We start from the raw sequence: 26,575 nt of genomic DNA on the forward strand, positions 1-26,575 counted from the left end.
GGTACGCAAGCGCTACGTTATCGCCACATGGGGCAAAGAACAACGAATGTCGATGAAAGCTACGGTCGGGGGCGGCCGCGGAGCACGAGGATGTGCCAGAGGTACTTGAGCAGCTGCAGCACCTCGGCGCTCGTACCGAAGGCGGAGAAGTGGCCGGTGCGGTGGGTGGCCACGCCGATGACCGCCGCGTCGATGATCTCGGCGTCCAGCACGCGGGCGAGCCGCGCCGCGTCGGGCCCGCGCAGGTCGCCGGGGAACGCCGCCGCCTCCAGCACGAAGCCGGGGTGCCATTCCAGCGGCGCGACGGCGGCCAGGTGCGCCGCGGTCGGCGTACCGGAGAAGGCCGGGTCGCAGACGACGGCCTCGACGTCGGCGGCCAGGTCGATGCCGCCGTGGATCTGCGCCTCGACGTAGTCGTCCATCGCCCGGCCGGCCGCGATGCGCGGCACCGTCAGCGCCTGCACCCACTGCGCCGGGCCGCTCGCGGCGACGGCCAGGGCCTGCCCGGTACGCGCCACCTGCTCGAGCAGCGCCTGCCGGATCGTCCCGAACGCGTCCGCGGTGCCGACCACCGTGGGCTCGGTGAAGCTGTCGCCGTGGCTGAACGTGGCCCGGCGCAGCACCGAAGGGCGCAGCCGCAGATGGCAGCTGCCGAAGCGCGGCGACGCCCCGTCCGGATGCCCGGCGAGGTTCAGGCCGCCGTAGAGCGGCCGGCCGGCGCGGGTGCTGCTCGGGTACGCCCCGGCGAACATCCGCTGCTCCCACCGGTCCCGGTCGCCGCCCGGATACGCGGTCAGCCCCCCGTTGGAGATGCCCGTCTCGAACTGGCTGCGGTACACCCCGTCGGCGGCCAGGCGCTCGGCCACCGTACGCCCGTCGCCGAGCAGCCGGTCCGGATGGAAGCTGACGGTGATGCGCGCCTCCGGCACCGGCAGCTCACCCGCAGCGCCCAGCGCGCGTACGTGCGCCAGCGCCCGAGCCGCAGGGGTCACTTCGCGTCGATGACGTTCGTGGCGAGCAGCACCATCAACAGCGCGCCCAGCACCAGCCGGTAGCCGATGAAGATCGAGTACGAGTGCCGGGCGATGAACTTCAGCAGCCACGACACGGCGAACCAGCCGACGACGAAGCTCGTCACGGTAGCGACGATCGTGGGCAGCCAGCCGACGCCCCCGTTGTCGGCGGAGATGTTGTCGAACTCGGTGACGCTCTGCAGCACGGTCGCGCCCAGCAGCGCCGGGATGCTCAGGAAGAACGACAACTTCGTCACTGTCACCCGATCGAAGTCGCGCAGCAGGCCCGCGGTCATCGTCGCGCCCGAGCGGGACACGCCGGGGATCAGGGCCAGGCACTGCACCGTACCGATGATCAGAGTGTCCTTCCAGCCGACGTGCTCGACGTGCCGGACCTGGGTGGCGGCGCGGTCGGCGAACCACATCACGCCGCTGTAGAGGATCAGCGCGCCCGCGACGAACCAGAGGCTGCGCAGCGTCGTCTCGATGGTGTCCTGGAACAGCAGGCCGACGATGCCGATCGGGATGGACCCCAGGATCACCGCCCAGCCGAACCGGTAGTCGGCGTTGCCGCGCTGCTCACGGCTGAACACGCCACGGAACCAGGCGGTGATGATCCGGACCAGGTCGTGGCGCAGGAAGATCACCGTCGCGATGACCGCGCCGGACTGGATGATCGCCGTGAAGGCGGTGATGTCCTTGGCGTCGATCTGGTAGCCGAGCAGCTTCTCCATGATGGTCAGGTGGCCCGTGCTGGAGATGGGCAGGAACTCGGTGAAACCCTCCACCGCGCCCAGCAGCACCGCTTCGAAGATGTTCAACCCAACCCCGTCTCGTGATCGACTCACCGGACCGCGGTCGAGGATAGGGGGTCGCTCAGGCGCTGCTGCGCCTGGCCCGGGCCGCCGCGAGCGTGTACGCGGGATCCCGGTCGAGGTTGTGCCGGTCCCGGTCGTAGCGCCGCGTGGTCCGCGGGTCGGCGTGACCCATCGCGTCCTGCACGTCCTCCAGCGGCACACCCTCGGCCCGGGCGGTGGTGGCGAACGCGTGCCGCAGCGAGTGCGGTGACAGCCGCGCCCACCCCGCGATCCCCGCCTCCGCGGCCAGGCGGCGCACCAGCCGGAACACCGCGTGCCGGTCCAGGCGGGCACCGCTGGCCGTGGTCAGCAGCGGCCCGTCCAGCCGGTCCGCGGTGGTGCCCTCGGCGGCGGCCCGCGCGGCCAGGTAGGCGTCCACGGCCTGCTCCGCGTACGGCGTCAGCGCCCGCCGGCGCGCCCGGCCACCCTTGCCGACGAAGCGCACGCTGCGATGCCCGCGTTCCACGCCCAGGTCGGCGACGTCGAGACTGACCACCTCACCGACGCGCAACCCCAGGTCGGCGAGCAGGGCGATCACCGCGCGGTGCCGGTCGGCGGCGGGTCCCGTGGCGGCCTCCGCGGCGGCCAGCACCGCATCGACCTCCTCAGGGCTCAGGCCCACGGTGGCCGAGTGGTCACGCGAGACGTACGGGCGGTCCGCGCCGGCGACCGGGTTCGCGTCGATCGCGCGCAGCTTGACCAGGAAGTCATACCAGCTGGACAAGCCCGACAGTTTGCGTGCCACGGTGGCCGGCGCCAGCTCCTGCGCCTCCAGGCCCCGCGCGTACGCGTTGACGTCCAGGAACGAGGCCCGCAAAGGGTCCACGTCACGCCCCGCGCACCAGTCCAGCCATGCGCGCACGTCCCGCCTGTACGCCTCCCGGGTGTGCGCCGACAACCGCCGGTTCTGCAGCCACGCCTCGGTGACCTGCTCGGCGCCGCCGACGGCCGCGACCGTCCCGGCGTGCTGACGCGCTACCAGCGACATACCCCCATGATCTCAGCTCACCACCACCCCGCCGTCCGCGACATGCCAGGACCGGCCATGCCCGACCGCATCCGCGAAAAACCGGTCGTGGGTGACCGTCACCAGCGTCCCCCGGTACGCGCGCAGCGCCTCCTCCACCACGTCGAGCGCATCGAAGTCGAGGAAGTTCGTCGGCTCGTCGAGCAGCAGCACCCGCGCCGGGCTGTTCACCATGACCGCCAGCAACAACCGGCGCAGCTCCCCCGCCGACAGGCTGCGCAGGCTCGCACCCCACTGGTCGGCGCCGAACTGATGCGCCGCCAGCAACCGTTCCGCGTCCTCGGCGTACACGGGAACCTGCGAGCGGAAGAAGTCCACCACCGTGACCCCGGTGCGCAGGCCGTCGTCGGTCTGCGGCAGCACCGCCACCGGCACCCGCGCCTCGGCCTGCAACGCCCGCAGCAACGTCGTCTTGCCCGAGCCGTTACGGCCCGTGATCAGGATCCGGTCGCCGCGGCACACCGTGACGCCGACACCGTCGAGCACCGTGCGCCCGCCCAGCTTCACCGACAGGTCACGCACCTCGATGAGCGGTTCACCGGGCTCCGCGTCGTCGCCGGGGAACGCCAGCGTCAGCGGCGGGCGGGTCCGCGGCTCGGCGATCCACCGTACGGAATCCATCTGCCGCCGCAGCCGCCGCTCCCGCGCCTTGGCCTTCTTCGCCACCTTGCGGGCGATACGCCGCAGGTGCGGCGCCTCCACCCCGGAACGCACGGTCGTCTCGACGAACAACGACTGGGCCTTGGTCCGGTCGATGTCGGCCTCCCACCGCCGCCGGTCCTTCTCCTGCGCCTCGTAGTCCAGCAGCAGCTTCTGCCAGCGGCGGGTCTTCTCCGCCCGGTAGGCCCGGTACCCGCCGCCGGGATAGTCCTGCGGCACGTCGTGGATGCCGTCCAGCTCGATGATCCGGCCGACCGCCGTGTCCAGGAACGCCCGGTCATGACTGACCGTCAGCACGCCGCCGGGATAGCCGGCGAGCCACTCACCGAGCCAGGCCGCGCCCTCGGCGTCGAGATGGTTGGTCGGCTCGTCGAGCAGCAGGACGTCCGGCGCGTCGAGCAGGGCCCGCGCCAGCAGCAGCCGCGCCTGCTCACCGCCGCTGACCTCGCGCAGCGGCCGCCCGTCGTCGAGGTGGGCGATGTCCAGGCGCCGGCGGATACGGTCCAGCCGGGCCGCGGCCGTCCACCCCTGCAGGGTGGTCCAGCGTTCCTGCACCTCACCGTACGCCTGCAGCACGTCGGCGCCCGCCGCCAGCTCCTGCTCCAGCCGGTGCAGCCGCGCCGTGACCCCGGCCAGCTCCCCGAGCCCGGCGTGCAGGAACGCGCCGACGGTGCTGTCCGCCCCGGGGATCTGCTGCGGCACGTACCCGACGCGGATGCCGGGACCGCGCGTGACCGTGCCCGAAGCCGGGGCCAGCTCGCCGGCGAGCACGCGCAGCAGCGTCGTCTTGCCGGCACCGTTGGGGCCGACGACACCGATCCGGTCGCCGGCGCCGAGCACCAGGTCGACGCCGGTGAAAAGCAGGTCGCCGTCATGCGCGGCGCTGAGCGAAACAGCCTTGAGCAAGGAGTCCTCCGAAGGCGGATACCGGATACGACACGGCGACCCGCGCGCCCGCTCACTGACGGCGGCGCGTGACGGGTCGGGTCGGTATCACACGGAGGTGCTCGCTCCTCAAGGCCTCGGGGCTCGTCCGCAAACCACTCTGCTGCCCGGGTGCTGCGGGCCGCAACCGAATTAAGGCCGCCACCCGTGCGGATGGCGGCCTCAACGGTCGATGCCGGATCAGGCGGCGTACGCCGCCGAACGGTTCACGCCCTGCACGTCGGTCACGGCCAGCCGCGACGCCATGGTGCTGCGGCCGGCGATCTGCGCCGCGTACGCCGCCCGGCGCCGCGCCACGCAACCGTCACCCTTCGCCGCACCATTGTCCTGCTGCTCCATGTGCGTGGTCAGCCCGTCGCGCAGCAGCGCCAGCGCCTCGGTACGCAGCTGCGACACCCGCGACTCCGTCACACCCAGCTCGGCGGCGACCTCCGACAGCGGCCGCTCCTGCAGGAACGACGCCTCCACGACGAACCGCAGCCGCTCCGGCAGCACCGCCACCGCGTCGTGCAGGTAACCGATGCGCTCCCGGTGCAGCAGCAGCTCCTCCGGGTTCATCGACGACTCGGTGACCAGGTCCTCGGCGGTCCCGGCGGCGAACCCCTGCAGCGACAGCACCGCGGCGCGCTGCACGTCGTCGTCGACCGTCGCCAGCTCCGACACGCCCACACCCAGCAGCTCGGCCAGCTCCGTCGGGGTCGGGGTACGGCCCAGCTGCGCCGTCAGCTCCTGCCGCGCCACATCGGCGCGCCGCGCCCGCGCCCGCACCGAACGGCTCGCCCAGTCCATGCTGCGCAGCTCGTCGAGCAGGGCGCCGCGCACCCGCACCGCGGCGAACCGGCCGAACGGGATACCCCGGGAGACGTCGAACGCCTTGGCGGCGGTGACCAGGGCCGCGTACCCGGCCGACGCCAGGTCGTCGCGGTGCACGTGCGCCGGGACCTTGAACAACATCTCGCGGACCAGGTGACCCACCAGCGGCATGTTCTCGCGAATCAGGTTCTCCAGCTCACGGCTGACAGTCTTCTGCGCGGTCGCTGCGGACATCGTGTGTTCCCCCTCGTATCCCGTCGCCCGGTGACGGCTCACCGGCTGACAGGGGGAACTTTTCGTGGCGCAGGGTGCAGGGAATGGTCACGCTGGGTTGCCGGTCGGTTGCACCCGAAAAAAGCCTAAAGTCGCACAGGCACCTCCCAGCCGGCACCTAGCTCCGCAACCGACCGACCGCCACCCACTTCCGCAACAGGCCGCGACGGGGGACGCTACGACGACCCGGTGCGGTCCGGTACGGCTCTCGCAGCCGCACCGACCGGGACGGCCGCACCGGGCCGGCCCAGCCCCAGAAAAGCCAGGTAGTCCGCGAGGCGGGCGGACCCCGTCAGCATCGCCAGGCCGCGCGCCGTGATCCGCTCCCGCCACTGGTCGATCGAGGCCGCCAGCGGACCGGGCCCACCCGCCGCGCGCACCTGCCCGATCACCGCCGCGATGCGATCCAGCAGGTAACCACCACGACGCAACAGATGAGCGAGCTCGGCGTCGCGCACATCATCCGGCGAGTACACGCGCGCCCTGCGAGACCGCGCCGGAGCCAGAACACCAGCCCGCTCCCACTTGCGCAGCGTGGCCGGAGTGACACCGAGCCGGTGCGCGAGCACACCGATCGACACAAGCCCCTCCCGGCCCGGCGCGGCAGGCGCGGAAGAGGCAAGCACGACAGCCGCCGACGCGACCCGCTCCACGGTCTCCCGGTCGCGCTGAAGCCGCACATGAGCGGAGCTCAGCACAGCCAACGCCGACGGCAGGTCGCCGCGCAGCACCGACTGCATGACCTCCCCGGCCGCGCCATAACCGAACCCCGCCACCAGCGCGACATAGGCGTCCAACGCCCCCGCATGGTCGTCCGTGTAAACCCGGTAACCGGCCGCCGTCCGCGCGGCCGGCGGGATCACCCCGGCGTCCTCGTAGTTCCGAACCGCCTGCGCGGACAACCCATGACGCCGCGCCAGATCCACCGGCCGATACACCCCGGTTTGAGGCTTCACCGCACCCAGCCTCCGCGACATCGTGCACAACTTTCAACGGGCGGTTCAACGATACGGTTGAGGCCATGGCTTTCGACAGCGCCCTGCAGTCCCTCATCACCGCGCACCGGCCGCACCTGCTCGCCCTCGGCGAACCCTTCCACGGCGAACCGGCGTTCCCCCGCCTGCGCAACCGCATCCTCGAAACCCTCACCGGACACGGCTTCCGGTCCATCGCCATCGAATCCGACCGGGCCGCCGCCCTCGCCGTCGACGACTACGTCCAAGGCCGGCGCGACGACATCGACCTCACCACCGCCATCAGCCACGGCTGGGGCACCCACCCCGCCAACCGCGACCTCGTCGAATGGCTCCGCGCCCACAACCAGAACCGGCCGGCCGACGAACGCCTCACCTTCCACGGCTTCGACGCCCCCACCGAGATCACCGGCGCCCCCAGCCCCGGCCCCCTCCTGCGCCGGCTCACCGAATACCTCGGCGCCCCCGCACCCCAGCTGGACCGCCTCGTCGGCGACGAAGACCGCTGGACGAACCCCGAAATCATGACCGACGCCACCCGATCCCCCGGCCGGTCACCCGAAGCCGCCACCCTGCGCGCCCTCGCCGAAGACCTCCGAACCCAGCTGTACGCCGACGCGCCCCGCCTCATCCAAGACACCTCACCGCAGTCCTGGCACCAAGCCCGCATCCTCGCCACCACCGCCATCGGCCTGCTCGCCTACCACGCCGCGATGGCCGAACCCGGCACCCAGTCCCAGCGCATCGGCCGCCTGCTCGCCGTCCGCGACGCCCTGATGGCACAGAACCTGCTCGACATCCTCGCCCTCGAACGCGACCGCGGACCGGTCCTGGTCTCCTCCCACAACACCCACCTGCAACGCCACCCCAGCCGATGGGCCAGCCACTGGGACGGCCAGGACCTCGCAGCGCAATGGAACGGCGCCGGCTCGATCCTGTCGCCCCTGCTCGCAGACCGGTACGTGTACATCGCCGGCAGTCTCGGCGCCAGCAACACCGCCGGCCTCGGCCCACCAGAACCCGGCACCTACGAGGACCGCCTCGGCCCCCACACCGGCATCTACCCGCCCCCGACCGGCAGCGGCCTGCGCGAACGCGCCACCGACCTGCTCGGCCACTTCCCCCTGGACACCGCCACGATCGAGACCTGCGACGCGATCCTGCACATCGGCTCCGAGCCCGGCGCGGCCGACGCCGCCCGCATCGCCGGCCTCCCCGGCGTGACCGAGACCCGGATCGAACCCGGCTCCGACATGCCGCCCTACACCTGGGGCGACCGGTTCTTCTTCGCCACCGACGACCGGATGCGGCCGTTCGCCACGATCGTCCTGCACGACATCCCCGGCTTCGACGAACGGTCCCACCTGTCGCAGCCCGGACGCTACCGGCTCAACATCGAGGTCGGCCGCGCCGAGTTCCGCAACCTCTTCGGCTACGGCCCCGAAGAGTTCGCCACCCACAGCGACACCATCGACTTCACCCAGACCGACCGGCTCATCCCCCACCCCGCCTACGCCGTCCAGGGCTGGGCAAGCGTCGTCAACCCCGGCCCCGCCACCGCCGACGAGGTGACCCGCCTGGTCGCACAGGCACGCGCCCGCAGTTTCCGCCGACAGCGATAGCCCCTTCCACCCCGCGTACGACACCAGGCATCGTCGCCGCATGAACCTGCTCGTCCTCGGAGGAACCGGATTCGTCGGCCGCACTGTCGTCCACGAAGCCCTAGCTCGCGGCCACCGGATCACCGTCCTCAACCGCGGCCACCACCCGCCACCCCCCGGAGTCACCGCCCTCGTCGGCGACCGCCGCGCCCCCGACGGCCTCGCCGCCCTCGCCCACGGCACCTGGGACGCCGTCGTCGACACCTGGTCTGCCGCCCCGTACGCCGTCCGCGACGCAGCCACAGCCCTCACCGGCCGGGCCGGCCACTACACGTACATCTCCAGCCGCAGCCTCTACACCGGCGACGGCCCGCAACCCCTGACCGAGCAGGCCCCCGTCGTCGACGCCTCCCCCGACGCCGGCGACGACGTCGACTACGCGGCCGCCAAACGCGGCGGCGAGCTCGCCGCCCAGCAGTCCTTCGACGGCCCCGTCCTGCTCGCCCGCGCCGGGCTCATCCTCGGCCCGCACGAGGACATCGGCCGCCTCCCCTGGTGGCTGAACCGCCTGGCGAAGGGCGGCCCCACCCTCGCCCCCGGCCCGCACGACCTGCCCCTGCAGTACATCGACGCCCGCGACCTGGCGATCTTCCTCCTCGACGCGGCCGCCGCCGGGCGCACCGGCGCCTACAACATCGTGAGCGTGTCCGGCCACACCACCATGGGCGAGCTGCTCGACACCGCGAACGAGATCACCGGCGGGCGCGCCGAGCTGCGGTGGGCCGAGCCGGAGGCGATCCTCGCCGCCGGGATCACGCCGTGGATCGAGCTGCCGATCTGGCTGACGCCGGGACCCGACCACTCCTTCATGCACTGCGGAGACGTGAGCAAAGCGATCGCGGCGGGCCTGCGAGCCCGGCCGATGCGCGAGACCGTCGCCGACACGTGGGCCTGGCTGCAGGCTATCGGCGGCACCGCTCCCCAGCGTGCCGACCGGCAGCCCGTCGGCCTGGAGCCGGCCAAGGAAGCCCTGCTCCTGTCTTAGGGGGTCGATGAAATTCGTTTTTGGGGTTGATCTTTGTGTGCGGCCTGTGCCGGGGCGCACACCCTGTAGATCGTCCTAGGATGTTGGTGGAGGGGCGTTGCGGCGGCTCCGGTACGGTGCCGGACAATGGGCGCCGTGCCCACCGCCGACGCCGTCCGCACCCGAGCCGAGCTGGCGACCCTGCGGCCGGAACTGGTCGGCCCCTACGACCGGGCCCTGCCCCGGGCCGAAGCGGAGATCCTCGCGCGGCTGCGGGGCGCCCTGGCCCGCGAGCCGCTGCCCGGCATCGCCGCCCGCGGCACCCTCGCCGACGGGATCACCGATCCGGTCCTTCTGGTACGCCGCCTGGGCTGGCCCGAGACGTTCCGCGCCGAGATCGCCAACAGCGTCGCCAACCTGGCCCTGGCGTACGCGGACCCGCCCCCGCCGGCCCCCCGCCCTCTCCTGGACACCGGCGCCGACCTGGCGACCCTCGAACAGCTCGTGCTCGACGGGCACCCGCTGCACCCCTGCTGCCGCACCCGCGCAGGCATGACCGTCGCCGACGTCCTGGCCTACGCCCCCGAGCACCGGCCCACCCTGCGCCTGCACCGGTTGCGGGTGCCCGCGGACCGCTGGTACGGCGAAGGACCCCCCGTCCTGCTCGCCCACCCCTGGCAGGCCCCCCGCCTGCGGGAGCGGCACCCGTGGCTGACCCCGGACGGCGAGACCGGCCCGGTACGCCCCTTGATGTCGCTGCGCACCGTGGACACCGGCACCGGCGTGCACATCAAGACCGCCGTCGACGTGCAGATGACCTCCGCCGTCCGTACCGTGTCACCCGCGGCGGTCCACAACGGACCGCGACTGTCCGCCCTGTTGCGAGACCTCACCGCCGGGTCGCCCCTCTCGGTCCCCGCGGAGTACGCGGCCGGCGCGGTCCTGATCGACGGCCACCCCGACCGCCACCTCGCCCACCTGCACCGGCAGGCCCCCGCGGTACGCCCCGGCGAGACCGTCGTGCCGCTGGCCGCGCTCGCCGCCGCCGACCCGTACGACGGGCGCCCCCTGCTGCTGCACGCCGCGACCGACCCGTACGCCTGGTGGCACGACCTGACCCACCTGCTGTTCCCGCCGCTGCTGGCGGTCCTCGACCGCGGGGTCGCGCTGGAGGCGCACGGCCAGAACACCCTGGTCGTCCTCGACGGCGGCCGGCCCGTGCGGATCGTCTACCGCGACCTCGGGGGGGTCCGGGTCAGCCCGGCCCGGCTGCGCGCCGCCGGTGTCGACCCGCCGCCGCTGATCGGTGACCTGCCCACCGACGACCCGTACGCGCTGCGCACCAAGCTGGCCGCGGCCCTGGCGACCGTGACCATGCAGCTCGTGGCCGTGCTCGAGGGCGGCGGCGCCGACCCCGCCAAGCTGTGGGCGACGGCAGCCGCGGCGGTCGCCTCGGCCGGGACGAAGGACGCGGCCGCGCTGCTCCGCGAGCCGCTGCCGGTCAAGGCCACCACGGCCATGCGGCTGGCCGCCGACCCGCTCGACGACGTCTGGACCCACCTCGACAACCCGATGGGGCACCCATGACACCCGGCCTGGCCGCACGACGGCTCGCCGTGACCGCCGCCGACTCGGGGGCGTCGCTGGCGGTGCACGCCCCGCACCTGCTGGACCCCTTCACGGCGGCGCTGCCCGTCGCCGCCGACGTCGTCGGGCGCCGGCTGCGGGGAGCGCTGGTCCGCGAGGGGCTGACCGCACCGGCGCCGGGCGACCGCGTGCACGCGTTCCACCGCGTCGAGTACGCCCACGCCGGCGCCGACGACCCGGCCGACCTGCTGCCGCCCGGGCTGCCCGGCAACACCGCCGGGTTCGCCGCGGAGCTGCGCAACGCCGTGGTCAACCTCGCCATCGCCATGGCCCGCCAGGACGACACTCCCGGTACCGGCGGGGACCCCGACGCCGGCGCGGTGAGCGGGGAGCGGCTCGCGGTGGCCGGGCACAACCTGCACCCGTGCGGGCGTACGCGGCTCGGCTGGGACACCGTCGACGTGCTCGCCCACGACCTGGAGGCCGGGCACACCCGGGTCGGCCTCCTCGCCGTCCGCGACGACCTGCACCTCGGCGACGACCTGGGTGCCGCCCTGCGGGAGGCGTACCCGCAGCTGCCCGCGGCACCGCCCGGCTTCCGGCTGCAGCCCGTGCACGCCTGGCAGCGCGACGCCGTCGTGGCGCTGCGCCACCGCGAGCTCGTCGCCGACGGCATCGTGCGGATCCTCGACGACGAGCTCGACGCGGTCCCGACCGCCGCGCTGCGCACCCTGCTGCTGCCGGCCGCCGCCGACGGCAGCCGCCGTTACCTCAAGCTTTCCCTCGACATCCAGGTGACCTCGACCCGGCGCGGGATCTCGGTGGCGAGCACCCGCAACGGCCCGCCCGTGTCCGCCCTGCTGCACCGCCTCCTCGCCGAGGACCCCGACGCCGGGCGGCTGCTGCTGATGGCCGAGACCGGCGGTGCCGCAGTCCCCGTCGGCTCCGGCCGCGACATGTCGGCGATCCTGCGCGACGGGCTCACCGGCCGGCTCGCCCCTGGTGAACGGGCCGTCGCCGGCGGCGCGCTGCCGTTCCTCGCCGCGGGCCTGGTGACGGCGTACGCGAGCAGCACCGGGCGCCGCGACGACGCCACAGCGGCAGCCGCGTTCCTGGACGCGTACGCCCGGCTGCTGGTGCCGCCGCTGCTGAGACTGACCCTGCGCGGGGTGGCCCTGGAGGCGCACCTGCAGAACTGCCTGCCGACGTTCGTGGACGGCGTGCCGCACCGCCTGGCCGTCCGCGACTTCGCCGGGCTGCGCCTGCACCCCGCAAGGCTCGCCGCGGCCGGGCACGACGTGGCGCTGTGGCCCGGGTCGGTGGTCGGCACCGGCGACGAATCGGTACTGCGCGCCAAGATCGGCTACACCGCGTTCCAGGCCCACCTCGGCGAGCTGATCCTGCGCCTCGGCGACTCGCACGGCCTCACCGAGGACGCGGCGTGGCGGATCGTACGGTCGATCGTGGACGAGACGTACGACGCACTGGGCGACGCCGGCCGCGCCGACCACGCGGCGTTCACCGCCCCGCTCGTGCCGCACAAGGCTCTGGTGCGGATGCGGCTGGCCGGCGCCGGTGACCAGTACCTGCCCGTGGGGAACCCGCTGCATGCGCCCGCCTGAGCCGGTGACGGCCACGCTGGCGGGTCTGCCTTCACCGGTCTGCGCGTACGTCTACCAGCGGCAGGCGCTGCGCGACCGGGTCGCGGCCGTGCGGGCGGCGCTGCCGGCGGCCACGCTGCTGTACGCGGTGAAGGCCAACGGGCACCCGGAGGTGGTGCGTACCCTCGCGCAGTCCTGCGACGGCCTGGAGGTCGCCTCCGGCGGTGAGCTGCAGCTGGCCGTGGCGGCCGGTGCCCGGCGCATCGTGTTCGGCGGCCCCGGCAAGACCGACGCCGAGCTGACCGCGGCGATCGCCGCGGGCGCGCAGATCAACGTCGAGAGCGGCCAGGAGCTGCTCCGGCTGGATCGCCTGGCCCGGGCCGCGGGCGTCGTCGTCCCGGCCTGCGTACGGGTGAACCGCGCCGGCGCCGCCCTGCCCGGAAGCCACGCCATGACCGGTACGCCCACCCCGTTCGGCGTCGACGAGTCGCAGCTGGGCGACGTCCTGGCCCAGCCGCACGACCACGTCGCGGTGCTCGGCTTCCACCTGCACGCGGTCTCCAACAACCTCGACGGCGCGGCCCACGCGCGGTTCCTCGCCGACGCGCTGAGCTGGTCCCGGGCGGCCGCCCGCCGGCACCGCATTCACCTGCGCATCGTCAACGCCGGCGGCGGCCTCGGCGTCGACTACCTCAGCGACGCGACCGTGGACCTGGCCGCGGTCGGCGCCGCGCTCGACGTCCCGCCCGGCGTGGAGCTGATCGTCGAACCCGGCCGGCTCCTCGCCGCCGATGCCGGCTGGTACGCGGCCGAGGTGCTGGACCTCAAACGCACCCACGGCCGGTGGTTCGCCGTGCTGCGCGGCGGCACCCACCACTTCCGGCTCCCCGCCGCCTGGGGCTACAGCCACCCGTTCACCGTGCTCCCCCGCGACCACTGGCCCTACGACTGGCCGCGCCCCGAGGTCCGCGACACCACCGTGGACGTGGTCGGCGAACTGTGCACACCCCGCGACGTCCTCGCCCGCGACCGGCACGTTGCCCGGCTGCGCATCGGCGACGTGCTGGTCTTCGGCCGCACCGGCGCGTACGCGTGGGACATCTCGCACCACGACTTCCTGCGCCACCCGCCGCCGTCGTTCATCATCCTCTGATGGAGCCCCCCACGCATCGCCCCGCCGCCCGCATCGTCTGCCTCGACGCCGACGGCCGGGTCCTGCTCCTGCACTGGCGCGACCCGCATGACGGCCACGACGTGTGGGAACCACCCGGCGGCGGCCTGGACCCGGGCGAGAACCACCTGCAGGCCGCCCGCCGCGAGCTCGCCGAGGAGACCGGCCTCGACCCGGCGGCGGTGCTCGACCATTCCGTCGAGGTGGAGCGCGACTTCGTCTGGAAGGGCCGCCACTTCGCCGGACCGGAGCGGTTCTTCCTGGCCCGCTTCCCCGATGCCCGCCCGGCGCTGGCCCGCGACGGGCTGCTGGCCGACGAGCAGCAGGAGCTGGCCGGGCACGCCTGGGTGGCCATCGCCGACCTCGCCGGCCTGCCGGGCCTCGACCCACCCGACCTCCCGCAGATCATCGCCCGGCTCTGAGCGCCACCCGTGTTGACAGGAGATGATCTCTTATCGATACTCGATACATCGATCTTCGATAAGGAGTTTCTCGTGGCGCCATCCCCTCGTCGCTCCGGCGCCCTGCGCCCGCTGCGGGCCCTGTTGACCTTCACCATCGTCATCAACATCCCGTTCCTGCTCATCGAGCCCTTCCTGGCCTGGACCAGTGAGCGGGTCCCGGCAGAGTTCCTGGCACCGCTCGACGCGCTGAAAGACCCTCTGCCCGACACCCTGCGGCCGGCCTTCACGGCGAAGGTCGACGATCTCGGAGTGCTGGTCACAATCGCCGACCCCACCCCCGCGCAGACGATGCTGGAGATCCTCGCCGGGGGCATGGTCGGCGCGGTCGCCTGGCTGGTGATAGCCGTCCTGGCCCGCCGGATCGTCACCTCGGCCCTGCACACCGATCCGTTCACCGTCGACACGGCCGGCCAGATCCGCCGGCTGGGCATCGTCATCCTCGCCGCCGGCGGCCTCGCGGAGATCATCGGCGCGGCGGCGGAGTACGCGCTGTACCGCACCGTGTTCCCGTCCGCTTCCTATACGGGCGCCGGCGCCGACCACCTCAGCCTCTGGTGGCTGCCGCTGGGTCTCGCCGTGCTGGCGTTCGCCGCCGTGGTACGGCACGGCTGCACCCTCCGCGCCGAGCTCGACGAGGTCATCTGATGCCTCCCGAGGAGCAGCACCGCGTCGACATCCACATCGACCGGCTGCTGGCCGCCCGCGGCATGACCCTCACCGAGCTCGCCGGGCAGGTCGGCCTCACCCTGGCCAACCTGTCCATCCTCAAGAACGGACGCGCCCGCGCCCTCCGGTTCAGCACCCTGACCGCGCTCTGCGACGCGCTCGACTGCCAACCCAGCGACCTGATCACCGTCCGGCCCGCGCCGTCGGTGTCGAAAACGGAAGACCGATGAACGGCCCCCGGCGGGGTCACCCGGCGGCTCGGAACTCCGCTCGCCACCGGGCGACCAGCGGGTCGTCCGGGTCCCGCAGGTGCTCCACCGACACCGGCGTCAACGCGGCCACCGGCCCGGCGAAGGCGTCGATCTCCGCGCGGGTCAGCGGCCACGGCGGCCCCTCGCGCTCACCCTGCTCCGCGACCGCGATGACGAGCAGGGTCCCGCTGGGGGCGACCATCGGGCCGACGTTGGCGATCGCCCGGGCGCGTTCCGGCGCCGGGAGGGCCTGCACGTTGTTGCTCTCGACCACGAGGTCGAAGCCGCCCCGCCAGCTCGGGGGCGGGTCGAGCAGGTCCGCGACGACGTAGTCGACGGGCGAGGACGGGTGCCGCACGCGGGCCGTCCGCACCGCGGTGGCGGAGATGTCGAAAGCGATCACGGCGAAGCCGAGGCCGGCGAGGAACTCAGCGTCGCGGCCGAGACCGCACCCCACCACCAGGGCGCGGCGGCCTTCGCCGGTGAGCCCTCCGCGGCGGGCCCAGGCGGCGAGGTAGCGGCTCGGCTCCGGCACGTCCCACGGCACCTCGGCGGTGCCGGCACCGGCCTCGGCGTAGAGCCGCTCGAACCAGCCGGTCGGATCCCCGGCAGCCAGTGACGCCGCCGCCAGCCGCGTCGTGTCCGGCACCCGCCCACCACCCTCGGCCGCCGCCACCGGGACCTGCTCACCGCCCTGGGCCGCCGCCTCGTCTGCGACGTCCCGTTCGTCGGCAAGCGCGGACGGCACCGGCACCTGCTCGCGGTCACCGGCCGCTGCGGACGACGGGTCCTGGCCGGTCGTCATGCCGGCATCGGGCGGGTGCGGCGCAGCTCGCGCAGCGCCCGGCGGCGGGTGTCGCCGGTCAGCGTGTCGATGTACAGCCGCCCGTCGAGGTGGTCCGTCTCGTGCTGCAGCGCCCGGGCCAGGAATCCGGTGCCCGCGATCGTCAGCGGCCTCCCGTACGCGTCGAAGCCGGTGGCGGTCACCGACCAGGCCCGGGGCGTCGCGAAGCCCATCCCCGGCAGTGACAGGCAGGCTTCCTCGTCGTCCTGGGTGCCGTCGAGGTCGGACAGCACCGGGTTGACGAGGTGACCGACCCGGCCGGCGACGTTGTAGGAGAACACCCGCAGGCTGACGCCGATCTGCGGCGCCGCGACGCCGGCGCGGCCGGGTTCGCGGACGGTGTCCTCCAGGTCCTGGACGAGGTCGCGCAGGGCGTCGTCAAAATCGGTCACCGGCTCGGCCGGGGTGCGCAGGACGGGGTCGCCGAACAGCCGTATGGGACGCACAGTCATGGCGTCCAACCTACCGAGCCGGTGTACGGCCCGGCAGCCCCGGCACCCGTTACCCGAAGAGGGCGAGCTGGTCGGCGACCAGCAGTCCGCGCAGCTTCTCAGCCTTCGCCGGCCAGCGCGGCCCGCAGGGGGCCCGCCTTCGCCGCGGCCTCGTCCACCTCGGCGACCGGGTCGCTGTCCCAGGTGATGCCGCCGCCCGCCCACAGATGGACGCGGCCCTCGCTGACCGCGGCCGTGCGGATGGTCAGGCCGAGGTCGAGGTGGTCGGTGCCCACCCAGCCGAGGGCGCCCATCGCGACGCCGCGCCCGACGGGCTCGACGGCGGCGATGAGGTCCAGCGCCGCCAGCTTCGGTGCGCCGGTGACCGAGCCGCCCGGGCAGACCGCGCGCAGCAGCTCCGCCAGACCCAGGTCGCCCTGGATCGGGGCGGAGACCTGCGACTCGGCCTGCCACAGACCGGACCAGCGGCGTACGGCGAACAGCTCGTCCACGCGTACCGGGCCGACGCCGCTCAGGCGGGCCAGGTCGTTGCGTTCCAGGTCGACGATCATGATGTGCTCGGCGCGTTCCTTGGTGGAGCCCAGCAGCTCCCGGCGCCCCGCCGCGGTCGCCGGGCGGGTGCCCTTGATCGGCCGGGTGAAGACCCGCCCGGCGCGGACCTCGACGAGGGTCTCCGGCGACGCCGTGGCGATCGCCCAGTCCCGGCCCGCCAGGATGCCGCCATACCGCGCGCCGGCCAGTTTCGTCACCCGCTGTAGGGGCGGGCCGGGATCTCCCGTGTACGGGGCGCTGGCGTGGCCTACGACATTGACCTGGTAGACGTCCCCTCGGGCGATGGCGGCCCGGACCGCGTCGACCGCTTCGGCATGCTCGTGCCGGGTCCAGCTGTCCTGCCAGGCGCCCAGCGACCACGCGCCGGGTGTTGACTCACCGTCACGGGTCGCGAACGGGAAGAGACCACGCTCCGCCGGTTCCACGGGATCGCTGTGGCGGTAGAGAACCGCTGCCACGTCGGGGATTCCGGGGACCGGTGTCGGTTTGCCGACGGCCCCGCCGGCCATCACCGATCCGGCCGCCGCAGATACGTACAGTGAACTTCCGCAGACCGTGCCGACGCCATTCGGGTGGAATGAACTAGCCGTTCGGATGAGGTTTCGCACCGGCAGTCCGTTGTCCGCGAGCCACGCTGTAACAAGCTCTGCGGGGTCACCACCGTCGCCGAGGTACCACTCGAACACCGATGACGGACGGTGACGGCGCTGGCAGGAGGCCGGAGAACACGGTGGAACGGCTGGCGCGACTGTCGCACAGTGGTCGTATCCACGCCCCGCGTGGACCATCTCAACAGTGGGCTCGCTCAATGGGGCGCCGTCACTCGCTCCACCCGGACTCGTTCGGATGGGAGTAGTGTTCGCCACCGTTGATGTGAACCTCAACACAACACAACCCCCCGACCGGAGACCTCCGATGTGCCAGCACCAAACCACCTGTCCTTCCGCTGAGGCCGTGGACCGCGAGGCGGCCCGCATCGTGGCGACCTTCCCCGAGCAGGGCTGGAGCCTGCTCTGCAACGGCGTCATCCTCTTCGAGGACACGGGCGAACTGCTGCCCGACGGCAGCAAGATCGAACCGCACCGCGGCCCCGCCCGGCACGCCCTCGCGGCCTGACGGCCCCGCACCGCACCACCGGGCGGCTCAGGCCGTCGACCCGACGGCCCGCATACGCCGCCCGCGGCGCGGAGCCCGAGCACGACCGCCGGAAGAGTAACGGCGACGAGGCCGCGACCGCATACCGGCCTGCACCCCCCACGGCGCCCGCAGCGCCGCCGAGCCCCGCTCGCACCGACCAGAAACGCCACCGCGCCCACCGCCGACGCCGCACCCGCGACGCGACGGCGAGACACCGCCCTCGATCGGGCGGCACCACGGCGAGGACCCGCCACCAGCGCCCGCGGGCCGACCGACGACACCACCGGCCGACCCGCCCGGCGCCACCAGGCCGCGGCCGGCGCCCTCAGTCCTCGAACGCCTCCGGCGCTGGACACGAACACACCAGGTTCCGATCCCCGTACGCGCCGTCGATCCGCCGCACCGGGGGCCAATACTTCGCCGTGCGGTCCACACCCTCCGGGAAACCGGCCAGCGACCGCGGGTACGCATGCTGCCACTCGTCCGCCGACACCGCCGCCGCCGTGTGCGGGGCATGGTGCAGCGGATTGTCGTCGCGTGGCCACTCACCCGCCGCCACCCGGTCGATCTCAGCCTTGATCGCGATCATCGCGTCGCAGAACCTGTCCAGCTCCGCCAGGTCCTCGCTCTCCGTCGGCTCGACCATCAGCGTGCCGGCCACCGGGAACGACATCGTCGGCGCGTGGAAGCCGTAGTCGATCAACCGCTTCGCCACGTCGTCCACCGACACACCCGTCGCCTTGGTGATCGGCCGCAGGTCCAGGATGCACTCGTGGGCGACCAGGCCCTCGTTGCCCGCGTACAGCACCGGGTAGTGGTCCCGCAGCCGCGCTGCGACATAGTTCGCCGCCAGCACCGCCACCGCCGTCGCCTGCGCCAGGCCGTCCGGGCCCATCATCCGCAGGTACGCCCACGAGATCGGCAGGATCCCCGCCGAGCCGTGCGCCGCCGCCGACACCGCGTGGTGGTCACCGGGCTCGAGCGGGTCGCCGGGCAGGAACTCGGCCAGGTGCGCGCGCACCGCGACCGGGCCGACGCCCGGGCCACCGCCGCCGTGCGGGATGCAGAACGTCTTGTGCAGGTTCAGGTGCGACACGTCCGCGCCGAACCGGCCCGGCCGGGCGAAACCGACCAGCGCGTTCAGGTTCGCGCCGTCGACGTACACCTGCCCGCCGGCATCGTGGACCTTGCCGCACAGCTCCGCGATGCCGCGCTCGTACACGCCGTGGGTCGACGGGTACGTCACCATGATCGCCGCCAGCGCGTCCCGATGCTTCTCGATCTTGGCGTCCAGGTCGGCCAGGTCCACGTTGCCGTCGTCGTCGCAGGCCACCACGACCACCCGCATGCCCGCCATCACCGCGCTGGCCGCGTTCGTGCCGTGCGCACTCGACGGGATCAGGCACACGTCCCGGTGCGCCTCGCCCCGCGAGCGGTGGTAGCCCCGGATCGCCAGCAGGCCGGCCAGCTCACCCTGCGAACCCGCGTTCGGCTGCACGCTCACCGCGTCGTACCCGGTGAGCTCCGCCAGCCACCCCTCCAGCTGCGCCACCAGCGCCTCGTAGCCCGCGGTCCGCGACGCCGGCGCGTACGGATGGATGTTCGCGAACTCCGGCCAGGTGACCGGCTCCATCTCCGTGGTCGCGTTCAGCTTCATCGTGCACGACCCCAGCGGGATCATGCCCCGGTCCAGCGCGTAGTCACGGTCCGACAACCGGCGCAGATACCGCAGCATCGCCGTCTCCGAGTGATGCGTCCGGAACACCGGATGCGTCAGGAACTCCGACGTGCGCGCCAGCTCCCCGAAGCCCCCCGCGGCGGGCTCGGCCGGCTCGGCGCCGAACGCCGCCAGCACCGCCGACACCTGCTCGGCCGTGGTCGTCTCGTCGCACGCCACCGACACCCGGTCGGCGTCCACCAGGCGCAGATCAATTCCGGACACGGCCGCCGCCTCGACGACCGCCGCGGCCCGGCCCGGCACCACCGCCGTCACCGTGTCGAAGAACCGCGCGTGCGCCAGCTCGACCCCCGCCGCGGTCAAGCCTCCGGCCAGCGCCAGCGCCCGGTCGTGAACCCGCTGCGCGATCGCCCGCAGACCCTGCGGGCCGTGATACACCGCGTACATGCTCGCCATGACCGCCAGCAGCACCTGCGCGGTGCAGATGTTGCTCGTCGCCCGCTCCCGGCGGATGTGCTGCTCCCGCGTCTGCAACGCCAGCCGGTAGGCCGGCGCCCCGTCCGCGTCCCGCGACACCCCGACCAGCCGCCCGGGCAGCGACCGCTCCAGCCCGGACCGCACCGCCAGGTAGCCCGCGTGCGGACCCCCGAACCCCAGGGGTACGCCGAAACGCTGCGTCGTGCCCGCCGCGATGTCCGCACCGATCTCCCCCGGCGCCCGCAGCACCGTCAACGCGAGCAGATCCGCCGCGACCGTCACCAGGGCACCCACCCCGTGCGCCGCTTCCACCAGCGCCGCGTGGTCCCGGACCGCCCCGGACGCTCCCGGATACTGCAGGTGCAGGCCGAAGAACTCGTCCGGCAGCGCCGCGTCGGCGTCCAGGTTCACCAGCCGCACCTCGATGCCCAGCGGCTCCGCCCGGGTCCGCAGCACCGCCAGGGTCTGCGGCAGCGTGTCCGCGTCCACCGCGTACACGTTGCTCTTGCTCTTCGACGACCGCCGCGCCAGCGTCATCGCCTCCGCGACCGCCGTCGCCTCGTCGAGCATCGACGCGTTCGCCGTCGCCAGCCCCGTCAGGTCTGTCACCATCGTCTGGAAGTTCAGAAGCGCCTCCAGCCGGCCCTGACTGATCTCCGGCTGGTACGGCGTGTACGCCGTGTACCACGCCGGGTTCTCCAGCACGTTGCGCCGGATCACCGCCGGCGTGAAGGTGCCGTAGTAGCCCAGCCCGATCATCGAGGTGGTCACCGTGTTACGCCCGGCGATCTCCCGCAGCTCGGCGATCGTCTCCTCCTCGGAGGCCGCGGTCGGCAGCTCCAGCGTGCCGTGCCAGCGGATCACCTCCGGGATCGCGGCATCCATCAGCGCCTCCAGCGACGCGTACCCGATGGCCTTGAGCATCTGGGTCTGCGCGTCCGGATCGGGACCGATGTGGCGATGAGCGAACGTCATGGCGGCTCCAGGGGGCTGCGGAGGTCGACGGGCAACCTCCCCCTCTGTCATACCCACGAGCGCACTCCAGAGTCGCCTGCCCTCGCGGTCCTTTTGCCTGAGAGGTTCCGGGGAGGATTTGCCCCTTCGGCGCCACCGGCGGACCGGCGGTCTCTCCCGCGAGAGTGGTACGGCCCCTTCAACCTACCAGCGCACCGATGTCGATCACGTGTCCCTAGGCTGTGGCGTGTGACCTACTCCCCCGCGGACGACCGCTACGCCACCATGACCTACCGCCGCGCCGGGCGCAGCGGCCTCCAGCTGCCCGCGCTCAGCCTCGGCCTCTGGCACAACTTCGGCGACGCCCGCCCCCTCGAGCGGCAGCAGGCGATCATCCGCCGCGCCTTCGACCTCGGCGTCACCCACTTCGACCTGGCCAACAACTACGGGCCCCCGCCCGGCAGCGCCGAGACCAACTTCGGCCGCATCCTGCACACCGACCTCGCCGCCCACCGGGACGAGATCATCATCTCCACCAAGGCCGGCTACGCCATGTGGGACGGCCCTTACGGCGACTGGGGCTCGCGCAAGTACCTCGTCTCGTCGCTCGACCAGTCGCTCAAGCGCCTCGGCCTCGACTACGTCGACATCTTCTACCACCACCGCCCCGACCCCGACACCCCGCTCGAGGAGACCATGGCGGCCCTCGACGCCGTCGTCCGCGCCGGAAAAGCCCTCTACGTCGGCATCAGCAACTACAACGCCGAGCAGACCGCCCAGGCCGCCGCCATCCTCCAGGAGCTCGGCACCCCGCTGCTCATCCACCAGCCGTCCTACTCGATCCTCAACCGCTGGATCGAACGCGACCACCTGCTCGACACGCTCGAACGCGTCGGCGCCGGCTGCATCGCCTTCAGCCCCCTCCAGCAGGGCCTGCTCACCGACCGCTACCTCGGCGGCATCCCCGCCGACTCCCGCGTGCGTACGAGCGTCTTCCTCGACGAGAGCGACCTCGACCCCCAGACCATGGGACGCATCCACAACCTCAACGACATCGCCCGGCGCCGCGGTCAGAGCCTCGCCCAGCTCGCCCTCGTCTGGGCCCTGCGCGACTCCCGGATGACCAGCCTCATCATCGGCGCCAGCAGCGTCGAGCAGCTCGAGACCAACGTCGCCGCCCTGCGCAACCCCGCCCTCACCCAGGACGAGCTGGACGCCATCGACGCCACGGTCCTCGACCTGTGACCGAGCTCTACCCACCCCGCACGATCCTCGCGGTCGTGGTCGGCTCCCGCGCGTACGGCCTCGACGGCCCGGACTCCGACCACGACCGCCGAGGCGTGTACGCCGCACCCACCCGGGCCTTCTGGCACCTCGACAAGCCGCCCACCCATCTCGACGGCCCCCGCGACGAGCAGTTCACCTGGGAGATCGAGCGGTTCTGCACCCTCGCCCTGCAGGCCAACCCCACCGTCCTCGAAGTGCTCTGGTCCCCGCTGGTCGAGCACGCCACCGCCGACGGCCACGAACTGCGCGCCGCCCGCCACGCGTTCCTCTCCCGCCACGTCGCCCACACCTACGGCGCGTACGCCCAGGACCAGCTCAAACGCGTCGCCGCCCGGCGGAAACGCACCGGCGAGACCAACCACAAACAGGCCATGCACATGATCCGCCTGCTCCTCGCCGGAGCCCACGTCCTGCGCACCGGCGAGGTCCTCGTCGACGTCCGCCCCCTGCGCGACCAGCTCCTGCGGATCAAAAGCGGTGGTGAGCCGTGGGAATCCGTGGTCTCGTGGGCCGAGCAGCTGCAGGCCGACCTGGCCGACGCGGAGACCACCAGCACCCTGCCGGACGAACCCGACCGGGCCGCCGTCGACGCACTGCTCACCGGCGTACGGGAAAGGGGTCTGCAGTGACCGTCGACGTGCCCGCCTGGGCCGCGGAAGCCGCCGCCCTGCCCTACCCCACCGTCTTCGCCACCGTCAGCGGCGCCCACCTGTACGGCTTCGCCTCCGTCGACAGCGACCTCGACCTGCGGGCCAGCCACATCCTCCCCGCCGCCGAGGTGGTCGGGCTGCGCACCGGCCCGGAGACCATCAGCACCGACACCTGGCGCGACGGCGTCGAGCTCGACGTCGTCAGCCACGACCTGCTCAAGTTCGCCCGCATGCTGACCAGCCGCAACGGCTACGTGCTCGAGCAGCTGCTGTCCCCGCTCGTCGTCACCACCTCGCCGGTCCACCGCGAGCTGGTCGCCCTCGCCCCCGGCCTGATCACGTCGCACCACGCCCACCACTACCTGGGGTTCGCCGCAACCCAGGAGCGGCTGTTCGCCAAGACCGGCGAGCTCAAGCCCGCGCTGTACACGCTGCGGGTCCTGCACACCGGCATCCACCTCATGCGTACGGGCGAAGTCGTCGCCGACCTCGGACTGCTCAGCTCCCTGCGCTACGTCCCCACGCTCATCGACCTCAAGCGGTCCGCGGAGCACGGGGCCTTCCCGGACTCACTGCGCTCCACCGTGCTCCAGGACATCGAACGTCTGCGCACCGAGCTGGAGTCGGCCCGGGACACGTCAGCACTGCCCGCGCACGCCGACCCGGCGGCGGTCGAGGCGCTGCACGAACTGGTGGTCCGCACCCGCCTTGTCGAGAACGAGGTTCCGGCTTCGTCCCAGGGGCATCAGACGCCGAGCCCGTGAGCGAGGAACCACCATGCAACCGAACCAGATCACCGAGATCCTCGACCGCCCCCTCAGCCGCGAGCTGCTGGCCCGCGACCTGACCCGGCTCGCATACGTCGCCGAGGACGGCACACCCCGCGCCGTACCGATCGCGTTCACCTGGAACGGGTCGCAGATCGTCATGTGCACCACGAAGAACGCCCCGAAGCTCCCGGCGCTGCGCCGCAACCCGATGGTCGCGCTGACGATCGACACCGAGGTGCATCCGCCGAAGATCCTGCTCATCCGCGGCCGGGCCGAGCTGGACGTCGTCGACGGCATCCCGGACGAGTACCTGCAGATGAACGGGACCTACGAGATGACGCCGGAGCAGCGGGTCGCGTGGGAGGCGGAGGTGCGCTCCCTCTACGACGGCATGGTCCGCATCGTCGTCACGCCGACGTGGGCCAAGCTCATCGACTTCGAGACGACGCTGCCGAGCGCGGTCGAGGAACTCGTAAGGCAGCGCGAGGAACGCCGGCGCGCCTGATCCCCTCTTCCGGCCCGAAGCGCGCCCGGCTGGTTCTCCGGGCGTGCTGTGGTCTGGCGCTCTGCGCGTAGAGCATCCTAGGAACCTAGGGGTTATCGGTAGGTGCGTGAGTCGGTTTACGCTGGTCTCCATGTCCACCCGCGCGCTCGACGCCCCGGTCGCTTACCTGGCGCGGCCGTACCGGCCCGTCCTGGTCGCCGGGACCCTCGCCGAGCTGACCGGCCCGACCCACGGGCTCGTGGAGCTACCCCTGCGCCTCTGGTGGAATCCGCAGCGCGCCTTCGACCTGGGCGAGCACACGATGCTGCTGTGGATGTACGAGAACGTGCTGCGTGAGGCGGTGCGGATCGACGAGCTGCGCGCCCACATCGACGGGGGGACACTCGTGCGGGTGTGGCCCGAGCTGAACCTGCCTCGCGGCGTGCGTGCGGCCTGGGAGGCCCGGCACCCGGCATTGCGGCGCGCCGGCCGCCCGTGAGCATCAGCTGAACGGACGGTCGGCGCCGAGCACGAACTTGGCGATGTTCCGCTGGATCTCCGCCATGCCGAAGGCGGCGAGGTCGCCGGTGACCTCTCCATCGGGCAGGACCGTCAGACTCTTGACGACGCCGCCGCCGGCGTCCCGCCACGCCAGGAACGCCTGCCCGCGAAGCAGGTCGTTGTCGGGCTCCGGCGTGGCAACGAAAGTCGTGAAGACCCAGTACCAGCCGCGGGTTGCCACCACCGCCGCCGCCCGTCCGACGGTCGCGGGCCCAGCCGGGCGAAGCGACCGCACAGCTCCCGCTCGGCGGCATGCGAGGCAGGGACAGGCAGCACCCTACGCACGCGTGAGGCCGCCTGCGACTGCCGCTGCTCGCTCAGCCGGCGCGCAAAAGCATTGATCGACGCGGCGGGGTCGGCGCGACGCTCCGACGGTTCACGGGCCATGCCTCACTCTGGGCCGTCCGGGCCCGGATGACCATACGGAACGGAAACTACCGCGGCACCTGAGCACGCACGAGGTCTGGCACGCGATCGCGATCCTCCACGAGCGGGCCGGCTTCCCGGTCGACGTCCGGTACGGCGAGAAGCTGTTCGCCGACGCGGTGCCGACCTGGGTACAAGCAGCAGAAGTCCCTGAGCACGAAGCAGGTCGGCGCGGCCGCCACGGCACTGCAGGCGACGACCCTTCGCCGCGATGACATCCGGGCTGACGCCCACCGCGCGGGCGGAAGGACTGTCTCGCGCGGAGCGCGGGTCCATCCGCAGATCGGTGACGAGCCGCGGCGAGCTTCGGCGCCACCCCCTGAGCGAGGACCGGCTCACCTGTCGTCACCCAACGCACCGTCCACGCGCGGTGACGGGCGTCGGGACAGGGTGCGCTTTGTCGGCGGCAGATCAACGCGCTCGACCTCAGTGTCCTGTAACTGTTTTCGTAAGGCCGGACCAGCGGATCATACAGGTGACCACGGATCATTTCTTGATATGAAATACGGGCGGTCATCTTCGTGGATCATGAGGGGCGCCTGAGACAATGGGGAAATGACGCAGCTCGCATTGTTCCCCACGAAGAATGTGCGGGACCGGACGCTGCGTCGCAATTATTCACCGGCCGCTGAAGAGTTCCGGCGCGAGCATGCACGGCACCGCTCGTGGGGCTTGGTGCGACGTCATTCCCGGCGCTTGCGCCGGCCACGCGAGACCGCGGAGCAGCCCGCGAAGCCGCAGCGCGGCCCTCATCACCCCCGCCCTGGCGACTCACGCCCCGGCGATTCGCACCGCAGCGATTCCCACCTCAGCCACCCGCGCCCGGGCGATCGGCGGCTCGGAGCGCCGCCCAGCATGACGTATCCGGGTGGCCCAGCTCATCCTCCCGACCAGCCGGACAGGCCAGCACAAGACGACGACCCGGGCCGAGGCACCGCACCTGCAAACGGCAAGGTGCGAAGCGCCGGCGCAGCGGAGCACCGACTCGAGACGGCGGCCGCGCAACAGGCGCGGGCCGCCGGCCCACCACCTCACGCCGGGCGCGACAGCCGCGCATCGTGCCGGGCAATCCCTGCGACCAGAAAACGGGCTCGGTCACCATCCGACCGCCGCTTCCCTGCGCGCGAATACCTCGGCGTCATCCAATCAGCGGCCATTGTCCCACCGAACCAGCGCGGCGACCGCCGCCGAAAGCGGCGGAAAGGCGAACGAGACCCTCCGCGAAAACTTTCGATGATGAACTCATCTCAGCAGATCCGTGCACTCGCTCCGCGACTGGCTTCACGTTTTCTTGCACGGAGCGTGAACGGGCTCGAGAGCGACCGTCGGCACCACCGGGCGGTCAAGGCTCCCAAGTGGTGCCGGTCCTTACGAAC

At 72.6% G+C, this 26,575-nt stretch carries 25 protein-coding genes and 1 riboswitch; of the genes, 14 read left to right on the forward strand and 11 right to left on the reverse strand.

Annotated features, from left to right (window positions below; all coding sequences use genetic code 11):
- Positions 1-59: 59 nt before the first annotated feature.
- The 6 genes from AB0J80_RS22735 to AB0J80_RS22760 all read right to left on the reverse strand — a co-directional run bounded on the left by AB0J80_RS22735 (position 60) and on the right by AB0J80_RS22760 (position 6,526).
- Positions 60-992, reverse strand: coding sequence for a DUF3626 domain-containing protein (locus AB0J80_RS22735; RefSeq protein WP_364708071.1), 933 nt, complete (start codon positions 990-992; stop codon positions 60-62).
- Positions 989-1,834: an undecaprenyl-diphosphate phosphatase gene (locus AB0J80_RS22740; RefSeq protein WP_364708074.1), complete on the reverse strand. Its 846-nt coding sequence runs from the start codon at positions 1,832-1,834 to the stop codon at positions 989-991. Before AB0J80_RS22740 ends, AB0J80_RS22735 begins: the two co-directional genes overlap by 4 nt.
- Before the next feature lie 55 nt (positions 1,835-1,889).
- Complete coding sequence (locus AB0J80_RS22745; protein ID WP_364708077.1) at positions 1,890-2,858, reverse strand: tyrosine-type recombinase/integrase; 969 nt, start codon at positions 2,856-2,858, stop codon at positions 1,890-1,892.
- 12 nt (positions 2,859-2,870) lie between these two features.
- A complete protein-coding gene (locus AB0J80_RS22750) occupies positions 2,871-4,463 on the reverse strand; it encodes an ABC-F family ATP-binding cassette domain-containing protein (protein ID WP_364708080.1) in 1,593 nt (530 codons plus the stop codon).
- Between the two features lie 219 nt (positions 4,464-4,682).
- Positions 4,683-5,549 carry a sigma-70 family RNA polymerase sigma factor gene (locus tag AB0J80_RS22755; protein ID WP_364708083.1) on the reverse strand — a complete coding sequence of 289 codons (867 nt, stop codon included), beginning with the start codon at positions 5,547-5,549 and terminating at the stop codon, positions 4,683-4,685.
- Between the two features lie 215 nt (positions 5,550-5,764).
- A complete protein-coding gene (locus tag AB0J80_RS22760; RefSeq protein ID WP_364708242.1) occupies positions 5,765-6,526 on the reverse strand; it encodes a TioE family transcriptional regulator in 762 nt (253 codons plus the stop codon).
- A gap of 83 nt (positions 6,527-6,609) precedes the next feature.
- Between AB0J80_RS22760 and AB0J80_RS22765 the strand changes: the two genes are divergently transcribed.
- From AB0J80_RS22765 to AB0J80_RS22800, 8 genes are all read left to right on the forward strand, one after another.
- Positions 6,610-8,184: a DUF6194 family protein gene (locus tag AB0J80_RS22765; protein WP_364708086.1), complete on the forward strand. Its 1,575-nt coding sequence runs from the start codon at positions 6,610-6,612 to the stop codon at positions 8,182-8,184.
- Between the two features lie 40 nt (positions 8,185-8,224).
- Positions 8,225-9,208, forward strand: a complete 984-nt coding sequence (locus tag AB0J80_RS22770) for an NAD-dependent epimerase/dehydratase family protein (protein ID WP_364708089.1) — start codon at positions 8,225-8,227, stop codon at positions 9,206-9,208.
- A 126-nt stretch (positions 9,209-9,334) separates the two neighbouring features.
- On the forward strand, positions 9,335-10,774 hold the full coding sequence (locus tag AB0J80_RS22775; protein ID WP_364708092.1) for an IucA/IucC family siderophore biosynthesis protein: 1,440 nt from the start codon (positions 9,335-9,337) through the stop codon (positions 10,772-10,774).
- The gene (locus AB0J80_RS22780; RefSeq protein WP_364708095.1) at positions 10,771-12,396 is read left to right on the forward strand and encodes an IucA/IucC family protein; all 1,626 of its coding nucleotides are present in this window, start codon (positions 10,771-10,773) and stop codon (positions 12,394-12,396) included. The genes AB0J80_RS22775 and AB0J80_RS22780 overlap by 4 nt, the downstream gene beginning before the upstream one ends.
- The gene (locus AB0J80_RS22785) at positions 12,383-13,528 is read left to right on the forward strand and encodes an alanine racemase (RefSeq protein ID WP_364708098.1); all 1,146 of its coding nucleotides are present in this window, start codon (positions 12,383-12,385) and stop codon (positions 13,526-13,528) included. Before AB0J80_RS22780 ends, AB0J80_RS22785 begins: the two co-directional genes overlap by 14 nt.
- Complete coding sequence (locus AB0J80_RS22790) at positions 13,528-13,968, forward strand: NUDIX domain-containing protein (protein ID WP_364708101.1); 441 nt, start codon at positions 13,528-13,530, stop codon at positions 13,966-13,968. Before AB0J80_RS22785 ends, AB0J80_RS22790 begins: the two co-directional genes overlap by 1 nt.
- A 72-nt stretch (positions 13,969-14,040) precedes the next feature.
- A complete protein-coding gene (locus AB0J80_RS22795) occupies positions 14,041-14,655 on the forward strand; it encodes a DUF2975 domain-containing protein (protein ID WP_364708103.1) in 615 nt (204 codons plus the stop codon).
- Positions 14,655-14,906 (forward strand): helix-turn-helix transcriptional regulator, encoded by a 252-nt coding sequence (locus tag AB0J80_RS22800; protein ID WP_364708106.1) that lies wholly within the window; start codon positions 14,655-14,657, stop codon positions 14,904-14,906. The genes AB0J80_RS22795 and AB0J80_RS22800 overlap by 1 nt, the downstream gene beginning before the upstream one ends.
- A 16-nt stretch (positions 14,907-14,922) precedes the next feature.
- Here the strand turns inward: AB0J80_RS22800 and AB0J80_RS22805 are convergent, their stop codons facing one another.
- From AB0J80_RS22805 to AB0J80_RS22815, 3 genes are all read right to left on the reverse strand, one after another.
- On the reverse strand, positions 14,923-15,732 hold the full coding sequence (locus AB0J80_RS22805) for a class I SAM-dependent methyltransferase (protein ID WP_364708109.1): 810 nt from the start codon (positions 15,730-15,732) through the stop codon (positions 14,923-14,925).
- Positions 15,729-16,223: a peptide deformylase gene (locus tag AB0J80_RS22810; RefSeq protein ID WP_364708111.1), complete on the reverse strand. Its 495-nt coding sequence runs from the start codon at positions 16,221-16,223 to the stop codon at positions 15,729-15,731. The genes AB0J80_RS22805 and AB0J80_RS22810 overlap by 4 nt, the downstream gene beginning before the upstream one ends.
- 98 nt (positions 16,224-16,321) lie before the next feature.
- On the reverse strand, positions 16,322-17,563 hold the full coding sequence (locus tag AB0J80_RS22815; RefSeq protein ID WP_364708245.1) for a chorismate-binding protein: 1,242 nt from the start codon (positions 17,561-17,563) through the stop codon (positions 16,322-16,324).
- A gap of 127 nt (positions 17,564-17,690) precedes the next feature.
- On the opposite strand from AB0J80_RS22815, the gene AB0J80_RS22820 reads away from it, so the two are divergent.
- Positions 17,691-17,891, forward strand: coding sequence for a DUF5999 family protein (locus tag AB0J80_RS22820; protein ID WP_364156414.1), 201 nt, complete (start codon positions 17,691-17,693; stop codon positions 17,889-17,891).
- A 346-nt stretch (positions 17,892-18,237) separates the two neighbouring features.
- Here AB0J80_RS22820 and gcvP read toward each other — a convergent pair whose 3' ends face one another.
- On the reverse strand, positions 18,238-21,042 hold the full coding sequence (gene gcvP / locus AB0J80_RS22825) for an aminomethyl-transferring glycine dehydrogenase (protein ID WP_364708114.1): 2,805 nt from the start codon (positions 21,040-21,042) through the stop codon (positions 18,238-18,240).
- 75 nt (positions 21,043-21,117) lie between these two features.
- A riboswitch (glycine riboswitch) is annotated at positions 21,118-21,211 on the reverse strand.
- A 59-nt stretch (positions 21,212-21,270) separates the two neighbouring features.
- On the opposite strand from gcvP, the gene mgrA reads away from it, so the two are divergent.
- The 5 genes from mgrA (at position 21,271) to AB0J80_RS22850 (ending at position 24,711) form a co-directional block, all read left to right on the forward strand.
- Positions 21,271-22,266, forward strand: a complete 996-nt coding sequence (gene mgrA / locus AB0J80_RS22830; RefSeq protein ID WP_364708117.1) for an L-glyceraldehyde 3-phosphate reductase — start codon at positions 21,271-21,273, stop codon at positions 22,264-22,266.
- Positions 22,263-22,937, forward strand: coding sequence for a nucleotidyltransferase domain-containing protein (locus AB0J80_RS22835; RefSeq protein ID WP_364708120.1), 675 nt, complete (start codon positions 22,263-22,265; stop codon positions 22,935-22,937). Before mgrA ends, AB0J80_RS22835 begins: the two co-directional genes overlap by 4 nt.
- Positions 22,934-23,722, forward strand: a complete 789-nt coding sequence (locus AB0J80_RS22840) for a nucleotidyltransferase domain-containing protein (RefSeq protein WP_364708123.1) — start codon at positions 22,934-22,936, stop codon at positions 23,720-23,722. The genes AB0J80_RS22835 and AB0J80_RS22840 overlap by 4 nt, the downstream gene beginning before the upstream one ends.
- A 13-nt stretch (positions 23,723-23,735) precedes the next feature.
- Positions 23,736-24,233, forward strand: coding sequence for a pyridoxamine 5'-phosphate oxidase family protein (locus tag AB0J80_RS22845; RefSeq protein WP_364708125.1), 498 nt, complete (start codon positions 23,736-23,738; stop codon positions 24,231-24,233).
- Between the two features lie 130 nt (positions 24,234-24,363).
- Positions 24,364-24,711, forward strand: a complete 348-nt coding sequence (locus tag AB0J80_RS22850) for a hypothetical protein (protein WP_364708128.1) — start codon at positions 24,364-24,366, stop codon at positions 24,709-24,711.
- Between the two features lie 3 nt (positions 24,712-24,714).
- Here AB0J80_RS22850 and AB0J80_RS22855 read toward each other — a convergent pair whose 3' ends face one another.
- Positions 24,715-24,957: a hypothetical protein gene (locus AB0J80_RS22855; protein WP_364708130.1), complete on the reverse strand. Its 243-nt coding sequence runs from the start codon at positions 24,955-24,957 to the stop codon at positions 24,715-24,717.
- Positions 24,958-26,575: the final 1,618 nt, after the last annotated feature.

The organism is Actinoplanes sp. NPDC049548, assembly GCF_040676695.1.
Taxonomy (GTDB): Bacteria; Actinomycetota; Actinomycetes; order Mycobacteriales; family Micromonosporaceae; genus Actinoplanes.